This is a genomic window from Collinsella aerofaciens, from assembly GCF_025289055.1.
In the GTDB taxonomy this organism is placed as follows: Bacteria; Actinomycetota; Coriobacteriia; order Coriobacteriales; family Coriobacteriaceae; genus Collinsella.
In genome coordinates, this window is the sequence record NZ_JAESIQ010000006.1 from 15,169 (window position 1) to 27,209 (window position 12,041).

Consider the following 12,041-nt stretch of genomic DNA (forward strand, 5'->3'; position numbering starts at 1 on the left):
AACCTATGACGTTCTGATTCGTAGTCAGACCCTCTATCCAGCTGAGGTAACGCCGCAACGCACGGATTATTATGCACGTGACCCCTCGATGGGTCAAGCGACAATTTGGAAAAATTTTACGGAGTAATGATTAAGATGCTCGCGCCTCGACCGAGGTTCGAATCCATGCGGTGTTGCCATAAAAGAAAAGCCCCCGTTGCCGGAGGCTTTCGATTTCGATTGGTGCGGCGTATAGGATTCCGCGCATCCGCTGCGCGGATCCGCACCGGCTTCGCCCGCCTGCCGGCGTGCTCGCCCGCGGGCTAAAACGCTCCGCGTTTTCTTTACGCCCGCGCCTCGACCGAGGTTCGAATCCATGCAGTGCCGACGTAAAAGAAAAGCCCCCGTTGCCGGAGGCTTTCGATTTCAATTGGTGCGGCGTATAGGATTCGAACCTATGACGTTCTGATTCGTAGTCAGACCCTCTATCCAGCTGAGGTAACGCCGCAGCGCAAGACATATAAAACCACTTTAGCTTATTGGAGTCAAGCACAATCTCAAACTTTTTTGTGGAACGCAGTTTTGTCATGCTGCTCCGCATATACCGCCGTTCCCCGTACGATCGATTGGCTTTTCGATCACGTCAAACTTGGCATCAAGTTCCCTCAGGAGCGATCTCACCCGCTGAGCACAGTCATAATCGGCAAACGAGATGCTCAGCATGCGCGCGACCTGGTTGGAAGTCCCAACTCCATAGAAGTGCTCCAGCGCCACAAGCCCCTCGTGCGCCACAAACGTCTCGACCACATGCGGCGACTCCTCAAAGCACCATTGGGTCAACGGACCCTCGCTCGTCTGCCGAACCACCAGGCCACCCATGCCAGACGGCTCACACGTTACAAGCAGGTACTCCCCGCCCTCGTCGCTCTCAAACAAAACCACCCGATCATCAAACAGCTCCATCGCGTCCCCTTTCTCTCGCTCTTATTTAGCAAAAACATAGCAGGTAGATGGCTGTATACAGAACACTTGTTCGTGTGTTTTCTATTGAGCTGTCCGCACGGCATGGTATGAACCTGCGCACGAAATAGGGCGCCCCCGAAGGAGCGCCCTTGCATATCCCCTATGCAGCCAAGTTACGCGACCGGCTCGATCTTCTCGAGGCCGCCCATGTAAGGACGCAAGACCTCGGGGATCGTGATGGTGCCGTCGGCGTTCTGGTAGTTCTCCAGAATAGCGGCCATGGTGCGGCCGGCCGGCAAGCCGGAACCGTTGAGAGTGTGCAAGTAGCGCGAACCCTTGAAGTTCTCGGGGTCGCGATACTTGATGTTGGCGCGGCGAGCCTGGAAGTCACCACAGTTGGAGCAGGAGCTAATCTCCTTGTAGGCGTTGTAGCTCGGCAGCCAGACCTCGACGTCGTAGGTCTGACGGGCAGAGAAGCCCAAGTCACCGGTGCACAGGCTAATCACGCGATACGGAAGGCCCAGCTGCTGCAGCAGGTACTCGGCCTCGGCGGTCATGCTCTCGAGCTCCTCGTCAGACTCCTCCGGCTTAGCGAACTTGACCATCTCGACCTTGTCGAACTCGTGCTGACGGATGATGCCGCGGGTGTCGCGACCGGCGGAACCGGCCTCCTCGCGGAAGCAGGGGGTGAAGGCGGTGTAGCGGCGCGGCAGAGTGTCGGCATCGAGGACCTCGCCGGCGTGCAAGTTGGTAAGCACGACCTCGGCGGTGGGGATCAGGAAGTTGTCGCCCGAGACGTGATAGGCGTCGTCCTCGAACTTGGGCAGCTGACCCGTGCCAAACATGGTCTGACGCTTGACGACGATAGGCGGCCACCACTCCTTGAAGCCACGGCTGGTGTGCGTATCGAGGAAGAAGTTGATGAGGGCACGCTCCAGGCGGGCACCGGCGCCACCGAGAACGGTGAAACGGCTGCCGGAGAGCTTGTTGCCGCGCTCGAAGTCAAGAATGTCGAGGTCGGTGCCCAGATCCCAGTGCGGCTTAAAGTCGAAGTCGAACTCGCGCGGGGTGCCCCAGCGGCGACGCTCGATGTTCTCGTCCTCGTCCTTGCCGTACGGCGTGGCCTCGCAAGGAATGTTGGGCAGGTGAGCCATGAAGTCGTACTGCTCCTGCTCGAGGGCAGTACGACGCTCGGCCAGACCGTCAATCTTCTCGTTGACGGCGCGCACGGCCTCCTTGGCGGCCTCGGCCTCCTCCTTCTTGCCCTCCTTCATCAGGGCGCCGATCTTCTTGGACTCGGCATTGCGCGTAGCCTGGAGTTCCTCGACCTCGGTGATGACGGCACGGCGCTCGTCGTCGAGCTCAAAGAACTTCTCGCGATCCCAAGACGTCTGGCGGTTAGCCATGGCGACATCGATGGCATCGGGATTCTCGCGAACAAACTTGATATCAAGCATTAGATCCTCCGGCGATATACATTCCATTTAGGTTGCAACCTTGTACATGTATGGGCAAGTATATACTTATGAGCGTTTACGACCCAACTCAACTACGCAAGAAGGCACCCAATGGACGCAGTTTTTTCCTTTTTGTTTGGCACCCGCACCGGTTTTGCCATCCTTTTCGCCGGCGGCATCCTGTTATTTGCGATTCTTGCCTTTGTAATGGAGAAGCGTACCCATAAGATGTACGTCGACCGCGGACCCAAGTCCGAGGATGAGGAAGACAGCTTCTGGGACTAACCTGCCAAAAAGGGACAGGTTTATTTTGGTCGGTTTTATCTGGGCAAACGCAAGCGCCCCGCAACCGGTAACGATCCGGTTGCGGGGCGCTTTTCGCATATACGACAAAACCGCAGGAAAAACCTGCCAAAATAAACCTGTCCCTAAATGGAAGGTTTTACTGGAGAGTTGCGTCGATTGCCTTGACCAGGGCACTGCGCATGCCGGCGTCCTCGAGCGCAACGACGCCCTTGATGGTGGCGCCACCGGGCGAGCATACGGCATCCTTCATCGCCGCAGGATGCTGACCAGTTGAAAGCTGCAGCTTTGCCGTACCCAGCACCATCTGGCTCACAATGCGATAGGCATCGGCACGCGGGATACCATGCTTGACCGCCGCATCGCCCAGGGCCTCGATTGCCATGGCGACAAATGCCGGAGCGCAACCACCCACCGTGCCGCCCACGAACAGCAGGCTCGTATCGAGCTCGACCACCGCACCGAGCTTGCCAAGCAGATCAAGCACCACGGCGCTCTGCTCATCACTAAGCGTGGAAGCCTTCTCGCAAGCGATGACGCCCTCGCCCACCGAAACCGGTGTGTTGGGCACCGTCGAGATATGCGCGACGCCCGGCAGGACCTGCTCCCACTTGGCACTGTCCCAGGTCCAGGCAACCGACAGAACGACCTTTTTGGCAAGAGCATCCTTGAGCGGGGCGAATACCTTCTCGATCATGTACGGTTTGACCGCAGCGACCACGATATCGGATGCGGAGACAACCTCGGCGGCATCGTGGCAGGCGACCATGCCGCGCGCCTCGCAGCGCTCAACCAGTGCGTCGTAGCGACCCGCGCAGGCGCACATGTCGCTCGCAGCTACACCGGCAGCGATCCAGCCATCGGCCATAGCGCTCGCCATATTGCCAAAACCGACAAATCCAATCTTCATATCTCATAGTCCTTTCAGACACATTCCTCAAAACGAAAGGTATTGTCCCACGCCATTGTTTCGTATTGCCGACCTATTTGTGATACGGCTCGCCACGGCTGATCTTGCAGGCACGGTAAATCTGCTCTAGCAGCACCACACGCGCCAGGTTATGCGGCAAGGTAATGCGTCCAAAGCTGAGCATCTCGTCGGCGCGGGCGCGCACCTCATCACTCACGCCGTCCGAACCGCCGATTACAAAGGCAATGTCGCTGCTGCCTCGCAGCATAAGATCGTCGAGCCGCGCCGAGAGCTCCTCACTCGAACGCTCCTTGCCCTCGATAGCCAGCAGGATCACATGCGCCCGAGACGGCAATGCAGCAAGAATTGCCGCCCCCTCCTTGTCGCGCGCGGCATCCACGCCGCCCGCCTTAGCCGGGTCGATATCGGCCACCTCGCGGATATCCACCTTGGCATAGGCACCTAAGCGCTTGGTGTACTCAGCGCACGCGTCCTTCCAAAAGCGCTCCTTGAGCTTACCGACGCAAACGACGGTGTATTTCACGCGCGCCTACTCCTTCGAACCGTTTTGAACTTTGCCGGCGGTCAGCATCTGCTCGAACATCGAGGCCGACTGCGAGAAATCGCTCGGCAGTACGACCGTCGAAGTTTTACCCGTGCGAGCGAACTCCGTCATCATCTCGGACCACTGCGTAAACATGAACAGCTGGTTGGCCTCGTCGTTGCCGACGCCCGTCTCCTGGATGATCTCGAGTGAATCTTTGATGCCCAGCGCGATGGCCTTGCGCTGGTTGGCGATGCCCTCGCCCGCCTTTTCCATAGCCTCGGCCTCGGCGGTCGCCTCGGTGACGCGCTTGATACGGTCTGCCTCGGCGAGCTCCTGTGCCGCAGCGCGCTTGCGCTGGGCGGCGTTGATGTCGTTCATGGAGTTCTCGACCTCGGTCGGCAGTGCGATTTTGGTGATGAGCGTCGACACGAGGGTGAAGCCGTAGGCGGCCATCTGCTCGGAAACGGTAGCGTTGACATCCTTGGCGATGTCATCCTTCTTGGCAAAGACCTCATCGAGTGTGTAGACGGGGATCGAAGAGCGCAGGGCGTCGGTGATGAAGTCACGCATCTGGTCGACGGGCTCCTGCAGCATGTAGTAGCTCTTGTAGATACCCGAATCTGCCGGGCCGGCGCCCATGTCATAGCTCACGTGGTACTGAGCAGAGACCTCAAGGCCGATGGTCACGTTGTCCTGGGTCTTAACGTCGATGCCAAAACCGTTTTTCATGGTGCGCAGACTCACCGTGGCGGCCTTGCGGTCGATCACGGGCACCTTCATGTGGAAGCCCGCGTTGACGATGCGGTTAAACTTGCCCAGACGCTCGATGATCACGGCATGCTGTTGTTCAACGACATAGCAGGCGTTGGGAAGCAGTAACAACAAAATGATGATGGGAATCAAAAGGCTGGTAAGGGCGGCGATGATACCGGACAACAGCATGGTCTCTCCTCTGATAGGCATACGTTGGCACTAGGATACCCGCACAAGGAGATCGTACATAACAAAAAAGCTCCCATTGCTGGGAGCTCTTTCATTCAATGGTGCGGGCGAAAGGACGTCCGCGTATCCGCTTCGCGGATCCGCACCGGCTTCGGCCGCCTGCCGGCGTCCTCGCCAGCTCGCTAAAAACGCTCCGCGTTTTCTTTACGCTCGCTCCTTTACAGGTTCAAGTCCCTGTGATGGGCCCATAACAAAAAAGCTCCCATTGCTGGGAGCTCTTTCATTTAATGGTGCGGGCGAAAGGACTTGAACCTTCATGGGGTTGCCCCCATACGGACCTGAACCGTACGCGTCTGCCAATTCCGCCACGCCCGCGTGCAGGAATTAGAATAACGGAGCGCCATCGCGAACGCAAGAACTATTTTTGAAAAAGTTTGCAGGCATTTTCCCAAGCTGCTCGCGCGATTGCCTCAGCATCCTCGCCGGTACGATCGACACGGTCGTTGACCAGCGTGTTTGCCGTAATGGAGATCATTGCGGGCTCGCATTCAAGACCGCGGATGGGCTCCGGAGCCATATACGGGCAATCCGTCTCGAACAAAATTCGATCGAGTGGGGTTGCCGCAAATGCCTCGCGCACATCGTCGTTGCGCTTAAAGGTGGCCGCACCGCCATAGGCGATATAGCAGCCCAAATCCACAAAGCGCTCCATCGTGGCGCGGTCCTCGCCAAAACAGTGCAGCACACAACCAGCCTGGGGCACACCCACCTCGCGCAGTACGTTGTACGCATCAACGTGCGAGGTGCGCTCCCCATCCGAGTCCTCGTGACGCAGGTGCAGCTCCACCGGCACATTGCGGCGCACGGCAAGCTCGAGCTGGCGCGCCATGCAATCAATCTGCACGTTATGGGGTGCCGGCGCGATATCGTCGTCATAGTCCATGTGATAGTCCAGGCCGATTTCGCCAATACCGGCGCATAAGGGGTCATCAAGTGCCGCAACGACCTGTGCATGAACGTCGTCGGTATAGTCCGGCGCGCCATACGGATGCACGCCGGCAAGATACTTGATCTGCGGGATATCCTGCATCGGAAGAATCTCGCGCACCAGCCAGTCGCTATAGTCCGCCACGCTGCGCTTGTCGGCAATGGGGTCGAACATCGTCACCAACAGGTCGACGCCCGCGGCTTTGGCGCGCACGAGCGTCTCGGGCACATCCTTGCCCCAAAACGAAAGCAGATGTGCATGCGTGTCGGCAAGCGGCGCCAAGGGCACGGGACAAGCAACCGTCTTCTTTTTCTTGGTAAACGTCACGCGTTCGGCATTAGGCGTCATGGATTAGCTCCCGGGCCAGACGGACAAAGTCGGCAACATCGAGCGTCTCGGCGCGCGTGGTGGGTGCGATACCGCAAACCTCAAAAGCGGCATCGAGCACGTCCTTGGCAAAGCCGTTGGCGCTCATGGAATTACGGATGGTCTTGCGACGCTGAGCAAATGCGGCGTCAATCACGCGAGCCACAAAGTCGCGATCGAGTCCTTCGGGCACCACGCCGCCAACACGGTCGATACGCACGACAGCCGAGTCCACGTGCGGCGCCGGCATAAAGCAACGCGGCGGCACCTCAAAGCGACCCGTCACCTGCGCATACAGGCCGAGCTTTGCCGTATAGCCGCCATAGGTCTTGTTGCCCGGCACTGCGGCAATGCGATCGGCAACCTCCTTTTGCACCATGACGACGGCGCGCTTGAGCGCGGGCATCGTCTGGAAGAACTGCAGGATGATTGTCGCCGCCACGTTATAGGGCAAGTTCGCGACAAATACCGTGGGCTCGCCGCCGGCGGCCTGCTCAATCTGCTCCGGGCCCACCTTAAGCGCGTCGCCCATGATAAAGCGGAAGTTGGCGTAGTCGGCGGCGTGAGCATCGAGCACCGGCTCGAGCTCGGGATCTGCCTCAATCGACGTAACGCACGCCGCCTCCTGCAGCAGGGCCAACGTCAGCGTGCCGCAACCCGGGCCGACCTCGAGCACGCGCTCATCGCCCGCAAGCTCAGCGAGCTCACAGATACGTTCGATCACATGGTTGTCGATCAGGAAGTTCTGGCCCAGGCGATGCTTGGTCGCAAGGCCAAACTCCTCTAGCAGCTCCCTAGTTGCCGTGGGGTTTGCCAAAGGCGAAGTTGTCATGGTTGCCTCCTTAACATGGTGGCTGCATCGTAAAGCAAAAGGGCATGGACCGTTGCGGCCATGCCCTTACAGCTAAACAGCAAATTGCCGATATGGCGCGCAGCGGCTTAGCCCAGACGCGGGAACAGCGGCTCGCCCTTCTCGACGGGCTGACCACCGGCAAGCAGGCCCCAAGCGCAAATGCCCTTGAGGTCGTCGCTCGCGGCCTCGTCCTCGCAGGACAGGCGGCGCAGGGCCTCGGCAGAAGTCTGGGGCATGAGCGGCATCAGCAGGTGAGCGGCAATGCGGATGGCCTCGAGCAGGTTGTAGATCACAAACGCCAGCTCGTCAGCCTTGGCCTCGTCCTTGGCAAGCGCCCAGGGCTCGGAGTCCTCGATGTAGTGGTTGGCGGCATGGATGAGCTCCATGACCTCGTCCTTAGCTCCACCATAATCGAGCACGTCCATCTTGGCCATGTAGCGCTCGACCAGACCATCGGCGATCTTTGCCAGCGGGTTGTCGAACGCATCGAACGATGCGGGCTTGGCGGGCGCGCAACCATCAAAGTACTTGCCGCTCATGTTGAGCGAACGCGAGATAAGGTTGCCCCAGCTGTTGGCCAGGTCGGCGTTGTAGACCTGCTCCATGCGATCGAAGCTGATGGCACCGTCGGTGCCGGGGACGACGTCGGTCATAAAGTAGTAGCGATAGCCCTCGACGCCCAACATGTCGATAACGTCCTGCGGAGCGATGGCGTTGCCGCGGCTCTTGGACATCTTCTCGGCCTTGCCGGTCTCGGCATTGCGCACGGTCAGGAAGCCGTGGGCAAAGACGTGCTCGGGCAGGGCCTCGCCGATGGCCATGAGCATGGCGGGCCAAATGACGCAGTGGAAGCGGATGATGTCCTTGCCCACGATGTGGAACTGCGCGGGCCAGCGATAGGCCAGCTCGGCACGCGCCTCGTCGGTGTCGACACCGTAGCCGACGGCCGTCATATAGTTGAGCAGCGCATCGAACCACACGTAGGTCACGTGACCCTCGTCAAACGGGACCTGAATGCCCCAGTCAAAGCTCGTACGGCTCACGGAAAGGTCATTAAGGCCGCCCTCGACAAAGCTACGTACCTCGTTCATGCGGAACGCAGGCTCGACAAAGTCGGGGTGCTCGTCGTAAAGCTTGAGCAGCTTGTCCTGGAAAGCGGAAAGCTTAAAGAAGTAGGACTCCTCCTGCACGCGCTCAAGCGGACGGTGGCAGTCGGGGCACAGGTGCTGGCCGACGCTGCCGTACTCCTCGTCGCCCTTCTGGACCTGCGTATCGGTGAAGTAGGTCTCGTCAGGCACGCAATACCAACCGTCGTAGCTGCCCTTATACAGGTAGCCGGACTCCTTCATGCGCTCCCACAGGTACTGCACGGCATGATGCTGGCGCGGCTCGGTGGTGCGGATGAAGTCGTCGTTGGAGATCTCGAGCTTGCTCCAAAGCTCCTTGAAGTGCGGAGCCTGGCTGTCGGTCCACTCCTGCGGCGTCATGTTGTGCTTGGCTGCGGCCTCGGCGACCTTCTCGCCGTGCTCGTCCATGCCGGTCAGGAACTTGACGTTATAGCCGGCGGAGCGACGATAACGGGCCTGAACGTCGGCGATGATGGTGGAATAAGCCGTGCCCAGGTGCGGATCGGCGTTGACGTAGTAGATGGGCGTCGTGATAAAGAACGAAGGCTTGCTTTGATCCATGGGGTTTGTCCTCCAGAAAAACGTTGCATACAGAGGATGATTCTAGCGCAAGGGCTGGATATCCTCCATCTATTGCATATCGAGCACCATGGCATAGACATCGCGCTTGCGGCGCGAATACTTCTGAGACAGGCGCTTGGCCACCGCAGACGCGGGCTCCCCCTCCTCGAGCGCGGCGCGGATATCCTCGCGCAGGGCCTCGTCGGGATCCGCTGCCGCGGCGCCAACCGGCACGATACCGGCCTCCTCATCCTCGCTCGGCGGCGCGATGACCAGCGCAATCTCGCCCTTTACCTCGCCGCGAGCACGCAGCTCCTCAGCAAGCTGGGCAGCGGGCCCGCGCAAGACTTCCTCGTGCAGCTTGGTGAGCTCGCGGCAGACGGCAACCTCACGCTGGGGAAAAACCTCTGCCACGGCCTCGAGCGTCGCCACGATGCGATGTGGAGACTCGTAGAAGATGAGTGCGCCGGGAACCACGGCAAGAAGCTGCAAACGACGCACGCGGTCGCCGTGCTTTCGGCCCAAAAAGCCCTCAAAGAAAAAATGCTCACAGGGAATGCCGGACGAAACGAGCGCCGTGACGCAAGCGGAGGGCCCGGGAATAACTTCGACGGGCACATCGGCCTCACGTGCCGCCTCGACCAGCGCCTGGCCGGGATCGGACACGCTCGGCATGCCGGCGTCCGAGGCAAAGGCGAGGGTCTCCCCCGCCAGCAGACGGTCGACCAGGCCGGCGGCGCGGCTGGCGATCACATTCTCGTCGCAACGGACAAGCGACTTGGAAATGCCCAGGTGCATCAGCAGCTTTGACGTCACACGCGTGTCTTCGCAGCAGATGGCATCGGCGGCGGCAAACGCCTCGCCAACGCGCGGGGACAGGTCGCCCAGGTTGCCGATGGGCGTGCCGACCACATAGAGTTTGCCCGTATGGGCGCTGTTTTGCGTCATATCAACCTATTCAATCATGCCACGCTCGAGCGTACCGAGCGCCGCGCGGGCGTCCCATGCTGCAATGCGCTTCTCGGTCTTCCACGTTTGGAAGAACCAACCGGCAGCCGGTGCAAACGAAGCCAGTTGGTTGGCGATAAACACGCGCTCGTAGGCATTGCGGCCCTCGGGCGTAACCGACGAGTTGGCAAAGATCGCCGCGCCCGACCATTCGCCCACCAGCACGGGGAACCCAGTCGAAATCGCTTCTTTAAGCTCGCGCTTGTTACGCGAAATCGCCGTCGTCAGCCCGCGGGGGCTCGTGATATCGAGCGCATACTCGTCGCGGTAATGGTACAGGTGAAGGTCCATGTAGACGTTCTTGTACTTAGCGCCGCGCATAAAATGCTTCCACTCGCTGGGATGTCCCGAAGACGAAAAGACGACGATCTTATCCTCGGGCATATACGAACGGACGAGCTCATAGGCATCGCGATAGAAGTTGCGCAGGTAGTGCGCAGGAATGCCATCCGTCATGGTGAAGAGGCTCTTGCGGACACTCATCTGCGGCGTATCCAGCAGCTCAATGCCCAGCAGGCTCTCGGCCTCGCCGTAGCGATCGGCCAGGCGCTCGAGCACGTCGAGTGCGACATGACGACCGTTGGTGGACGAATGCCACTCGGCAACAGCCTCCGGCGTGGCGGGCGAATCGTTGGAATCGCCCTGGCCACCGGGCACAGTTGCTAGATCAAGCAGCACGCGGATGTCGTACTTGGCAGCCCACTCAATTGCACGGTCGATGTAGTCGACAACCGAGATGTAGGACGCATCGGACTCCTGCGAGCCAAAGGCATACCAGGGTACCGGCAGACGCACGGCATTGAGGCCAATCTGCGCCATGCGGCGGAAATCGTCCTCGCTCACAAACGTCTCGTAATGACGGCGCATGCGCTCGTTATAGGCGGCGGTGCCCATGGCCTCCTGCAGCTCGGCCGCGTTGGATGCACCGGTCGCCGCGTATAGCGACGGGGTCACCCAAGGCTCGGGAATAAACCAGCCAGAGAGATTAACGCCGAGTATCCTCTCCATCACTGCCCCCTTCGGATCGTGCAGGCTGAGCCTGCATCGTATTGCACAGGAAAAGTATCGTTTTGAGTATACCCGCGCGTGCGGACAGACGACCGAACGGTCTGTAAAGTGGCGCAAAAGCGGGAGGAATATCTGGGCGGGCCCGAGATGTGCACGCACGTCGGAAGTAAGCGCCGGAAAGCGCATCCCACTCTGAAGCCAAATTCCGGGACGTAATTTCCGCAGAGCCCTCAATAAAAGAAAAGGACCCCTTTGCAGAGGTCCTAGTCAATTCAAGGTGGCGGGGAAGGGAATCGAACCCCTGACACGAGGATTTTCAGTCCTCTGCTCTACCAACTGAGCTACCCAGCCATTTGAGGTGTGCCTTGTTTCAAGGCTTGATTAGTATAACCAAGGACGCGTTCCGGTCAACCGAGAATTTTAAAAAAGTTTTTGAGCACAGCCTCGGTTCTATAAATCGGCACGTCAGAGGCATCAGCCGGCAGCAAGAAGTTTTTCACTCAGAGCCGCACGGGCAAACTCACTTGGCGTCATCCCCTCGGCAGCCGCCCGTCGACGAATGGCCTCCTTCATTCCCAGAGGAATCTTGACCGACAGCGTTGCCGTCCCCTCACCTGAGAGCGGGGGCCGTCCATGCACGATCCCACCAACGGTGTGTTCGCCATCCGGAAACTCTCCGCGCTCGTACGACTCGCACCACGCGTCAATCATTTCATCCGTTACAACCTGACCATTAGCGGCCGTATACGTCTTGCCCATCATCGACCCCTTTGCCGAGCCTGTTCAATCTCCTGCCAAAATTTCTTCTGGACTGGAGACAAGGCATGAATGATAAGCCACCCACGGACAAGCTCGACCGCGACAAGCTCCACGCTTCGTCCGTCTGGGAGCCATCCAATCGCAAGCCATCTCGGCGGCTCGTCCTTCGACTCGCGACGAATGCACTCAGTAACCGCAAGCCAAGCGCTAAGCACTTGCTTTTCCGTCAGGTGCTTTTTAGCGTTGGGATGAATCTCAACATCCATGCAT

13 protein-coding genes and 3 tRNA genes are annotated in these 12,041 nt (G+C 59.4%); 1 reads left to right on the forward strand and 15 read right to left on the reverse strand.

The features are described from left to right. Positions 1-410: 410 nt before the first annotated feature. The 3 genes from JMJ97_RS02770 to serS all read right to left on the reverse strand — a co-directional run bounded on the left by JMJ97_RS02770 (position 411) and on the right by serS (position 2,399). Positions 411-487: transfer RNA gene (locus JMJ97_RS02770), tRNA-Arg, on the reverse strand. Positions 488-564: 77 nt separating this feature from the next. Beyond that, positions 565-942: a hypothetical protein gene (locus JMJ97_RS02775; RefSeq protein ID WP_260699092.1), complete on the reverse strand. Its 378-nt coding sequence runs from the start codon at positions 940-942 to the stop codon at positions 565-567. Between the two features lie 173 nt (positions 943-1,115). Beyond that, a complete protein-coding gene (gene serS / locus JMJ97_RS02780; RefSeq protein WP_035136826.1) occupies positions 1,116-2,399 on the reverse strand; it encodes a serine--tRNA ligase in 1,284 nt (427 codons plus the stop codon). A 111-nt stretch (positions 2,400-2,510) separates the two neighbouring features. Here serS and JMJ97_RS02785 point away from each other — a divergent pair, with 111 nt between their 5' ends. Continuing rightward, on the forward strand, positions 2,511-2,684 hold the full coding sequence (locus JMJ97_RS02785) for a DUF6724 family protein (protein WP_006235069.1): 174 nt from the start codon (positions 2,511-2,513) through the stop codon (positions 2,682-2,684). Between the two features lie 157 nt (positions 2,685-2,841). On the opposite strand, the gene proC is transcribed toward JMJ97_RS02785, so the two are convergent. The 12 genes from proC to JMJ97_RS02845 all read right to left on the reverse strand — a co-directional run bounded on the left by proC (position 2,842) and on the right by JMJ97_RS02845 (position 12,037). Beyond that, the gene (gene proC / locus JMJ97_RS02790) at positions 2,842-3,612 is read right to left on the reverse strand and encodes a pyrroline-5-carboxylate reductase (RefSeq protein WP_260699093.1); all 771 of its coding nucleotides are present in this window, start codon (positions 3,610-3,612) and stop codon (positions 2,842-2,844) included. A 73-nt stretch (positions 3,613-3,685) separates the two neighbouring features. Beyond that, positions 3,686-4,156, reverse strand: a complete 471-nt coding sequence (gene rlmH / locus JMJ97_RS02795; RefSeq protein ID WP_035136824.1) for a 23S rRNA (pseudouridine(1915)-N(3))-methyltransferase RlmH — start codon at positions 4,154-4,156, stop codon at positions 3,686-3,688. A 6-nt stretch (positions 4,157-4,162) separates the two neighbouring features. After that, on the reverse strand, positions 4,163-5,101 hold the full coding sequence (locus JMJ97_RS02800; protein ID WP_161115708.1) for an SPFH domain-containing protein: 939 nt from the start codon (positions 5,099-5,101) through the stop codon (positions 4,163-4,165). A gap of 288 nt (positions 5,102-5,389) precedes the next feature. Continuing rightward, positions 5,390-5,476 (reverse strand) — tRNA-Leu (locus JMJ97_RS02805). A gap of 43 nt (positions 5,477-5,519) precedes the next feature. After that, positions 5,520-6,437 carry a TatD family hydrolase gene (locus tag JMJ97_RS02810; RefSeq protein WP_055285924.1) on the reverse strand — a complete coding sequence of 306 codons (918 nt, stop codon included), beginning with the start codon at positions 6,435-6,437 and terminating at the stop codon, positions 5,520-5,522. Beyond that, positions 6,427-7,287 (reverse strand): 16S rRNA (adenine(1518)-N(6)/adenine(1519)-N(6))-dimethyltransferase RsmA, encoded by an 861-nt coding sequence (gene rsmA / locus JMJ97_RS02815; protein ID WP_260699094.1) that lies wholly within the window; start codon positions 7,285-7,287, stop codon positions 6,427-6,429. Before rsmA ends, JMJ97_RS02810 begins: the two co-directional genes overlap by 11 nt. A 107-nt stretch (positions 7,288-7,394) precedes the next feature. Further along, positions 7,395-8,996 carry a methionine--tRNA ligase gene (metG, locus tag JMJ97_RS02820; protein ID WP_161145124.1) on the reverse strand — a complete coding sequence of 534 codons (1,602 nt, stop codon included), beginning with the start codon at positions 8,994-8,996 and terminating at the stop codon, positions 7,395-7,397. Positions 8,997-9,065: 69 nt separating this feature from the next. Then, positions 9,066-9,944, reverse strand: a complete 879-nt coding sequence (gene rsmI / locus JMJ97_RS02825; RefSeq protein ID WP_260699095.1) for a 16S rRNA (cytidine(1402)-2'-O)-methyltransferase — start codon at positions 9,942-9,944, stop codon at positions 9,066-9,068. 6 nt (positions 9,945-9,950) lie between these two features. Further along, a complete protein-coding gene (locus tag JMJ97_RS02830) occupies positions 9,951-11,012 on the reverse strand; it encodes a glycoside hydrolase family 5 protein (protein ID WP_161115712.1) in 1,062 nt (353 codons plus the stop codon). A gap of 278 nt (positions 11,013-11,290) precedes the next feature. Then, positions 11,291-11,363, reverse strand: a tRNA-Phe gene (locus JMJ97_RS02835). 123 nt (positions 11,364-11,486) lie between these two features. After that, positions 11,487-11,771, reverse strand: coding sequence for an ATP-binding protein (locus JMJ97_RS02840; protein WP_035137167.1), 285 nt, complete (start codon positions 11,769-11,771; stop codon positions 11,487-11,489). Next, positions 11,771-12,037 carry a hypothetical protein gene (locus JMJ97_RS02845; RefSeq protein WP_117736226.1) on the reverse strand — a complete coding sequence of 89 codons (267 nt, stop codon included), beginning with the start codon at positions 12,035-12,037 and terminating at the stop codon, positions 11,771-11,773. Before JMJ97_RS02845 ends, JMJ97_RS02840 begins: the two co-directional genes overlap by 1 nt. Between the last annotated feature and the right edge of the window lie 4 nt (positions 12,038-12,041).

Bases quoted from the DNA above. Each gene is read 5' to 3' on its own strand.
- JMJ97_RS02775 (WP_260699092.1), bottom strand. From the start codon at position 942: ATGGAGCTGTTTGATGATCGGGTGGTTTTGTTTGAGAGCGACGAGGGC.
- serS (WP_035136826.1), bottom strand. From the start codon at position 2,399: ATGCTTGATATCAAGTTTGTTCGCGAGAATCCCGATGCCATCGATGTC.
- JMJ97_RS02785 (WP_006235069.1), top strand. From the start codon at position 2,511: ATGGACGCAGTTTTTTCCTTTTTGTTTGGCACCCGCACCGGTTTTGCC.
- proC (WP_260699093.1), bottom strand. From the start codon at position 3,612: ATGAAGATTGGATTTGTCGGTTTTGGCAATATGGCGAGCGCTATGGCC.
- JMJ97_RS02800 (WP_161115708.1), bottom strand. From the start codon at position 5,101: ATGCTGTTGTCCGGTATCATCGCCGCCCTTACCAGCCTTTTGATTCCC.
- JMJ97_RS02810 (WP_055285924.1), bottom strand. From the start codon at position 6,437: ATGACGCCTAATGCCGAACGCGTGACGTTTACCAAGAAAAAGAAGACG.
- rsmA (WP_260699094.1), bottom strand. From the start codon at position 7,287: ATGACAACTTCGCCTTTGGCAAACCCCACGGCAACTAGGGAGCTGCTA.
- metG (WP_161145124.1), bottom strand. From the start codon at position 8,996: ATGGATCAAAGCAAGCCTTCGTTCTTTATCACGACGCCCATCTACTAC.
- rsmI (WP_260699095.1), bottom strand. From the start codon at position 9,944: ATGACGCAAAACAGCGCCCATACGGGCAAACTCTATGTGGTCGGCACG.
- JMJ97_RS02830 (WP_161115712.1), bottom strand. From the start codon at position 11,012: ATGGAGAGGATACTCGGCGTTAATCTCTCTGGCTGGTTTATTCCCGAG.
- JMJ97_RS02840 (WP_035137167.1), bottom strand. From the start codon at position 11,771: ATGGGCAAGACGTATACGGCCGCTAATGGTCAGGTTGTAACGGATGAA.
- JMJ97_RS02845 (WP_117736226.1), bottom strand. From the start codon at position 12,037: ATGGATGTTGAGATTCATCCCAACGCTAAAAAGCACCTGACGGAAAAG.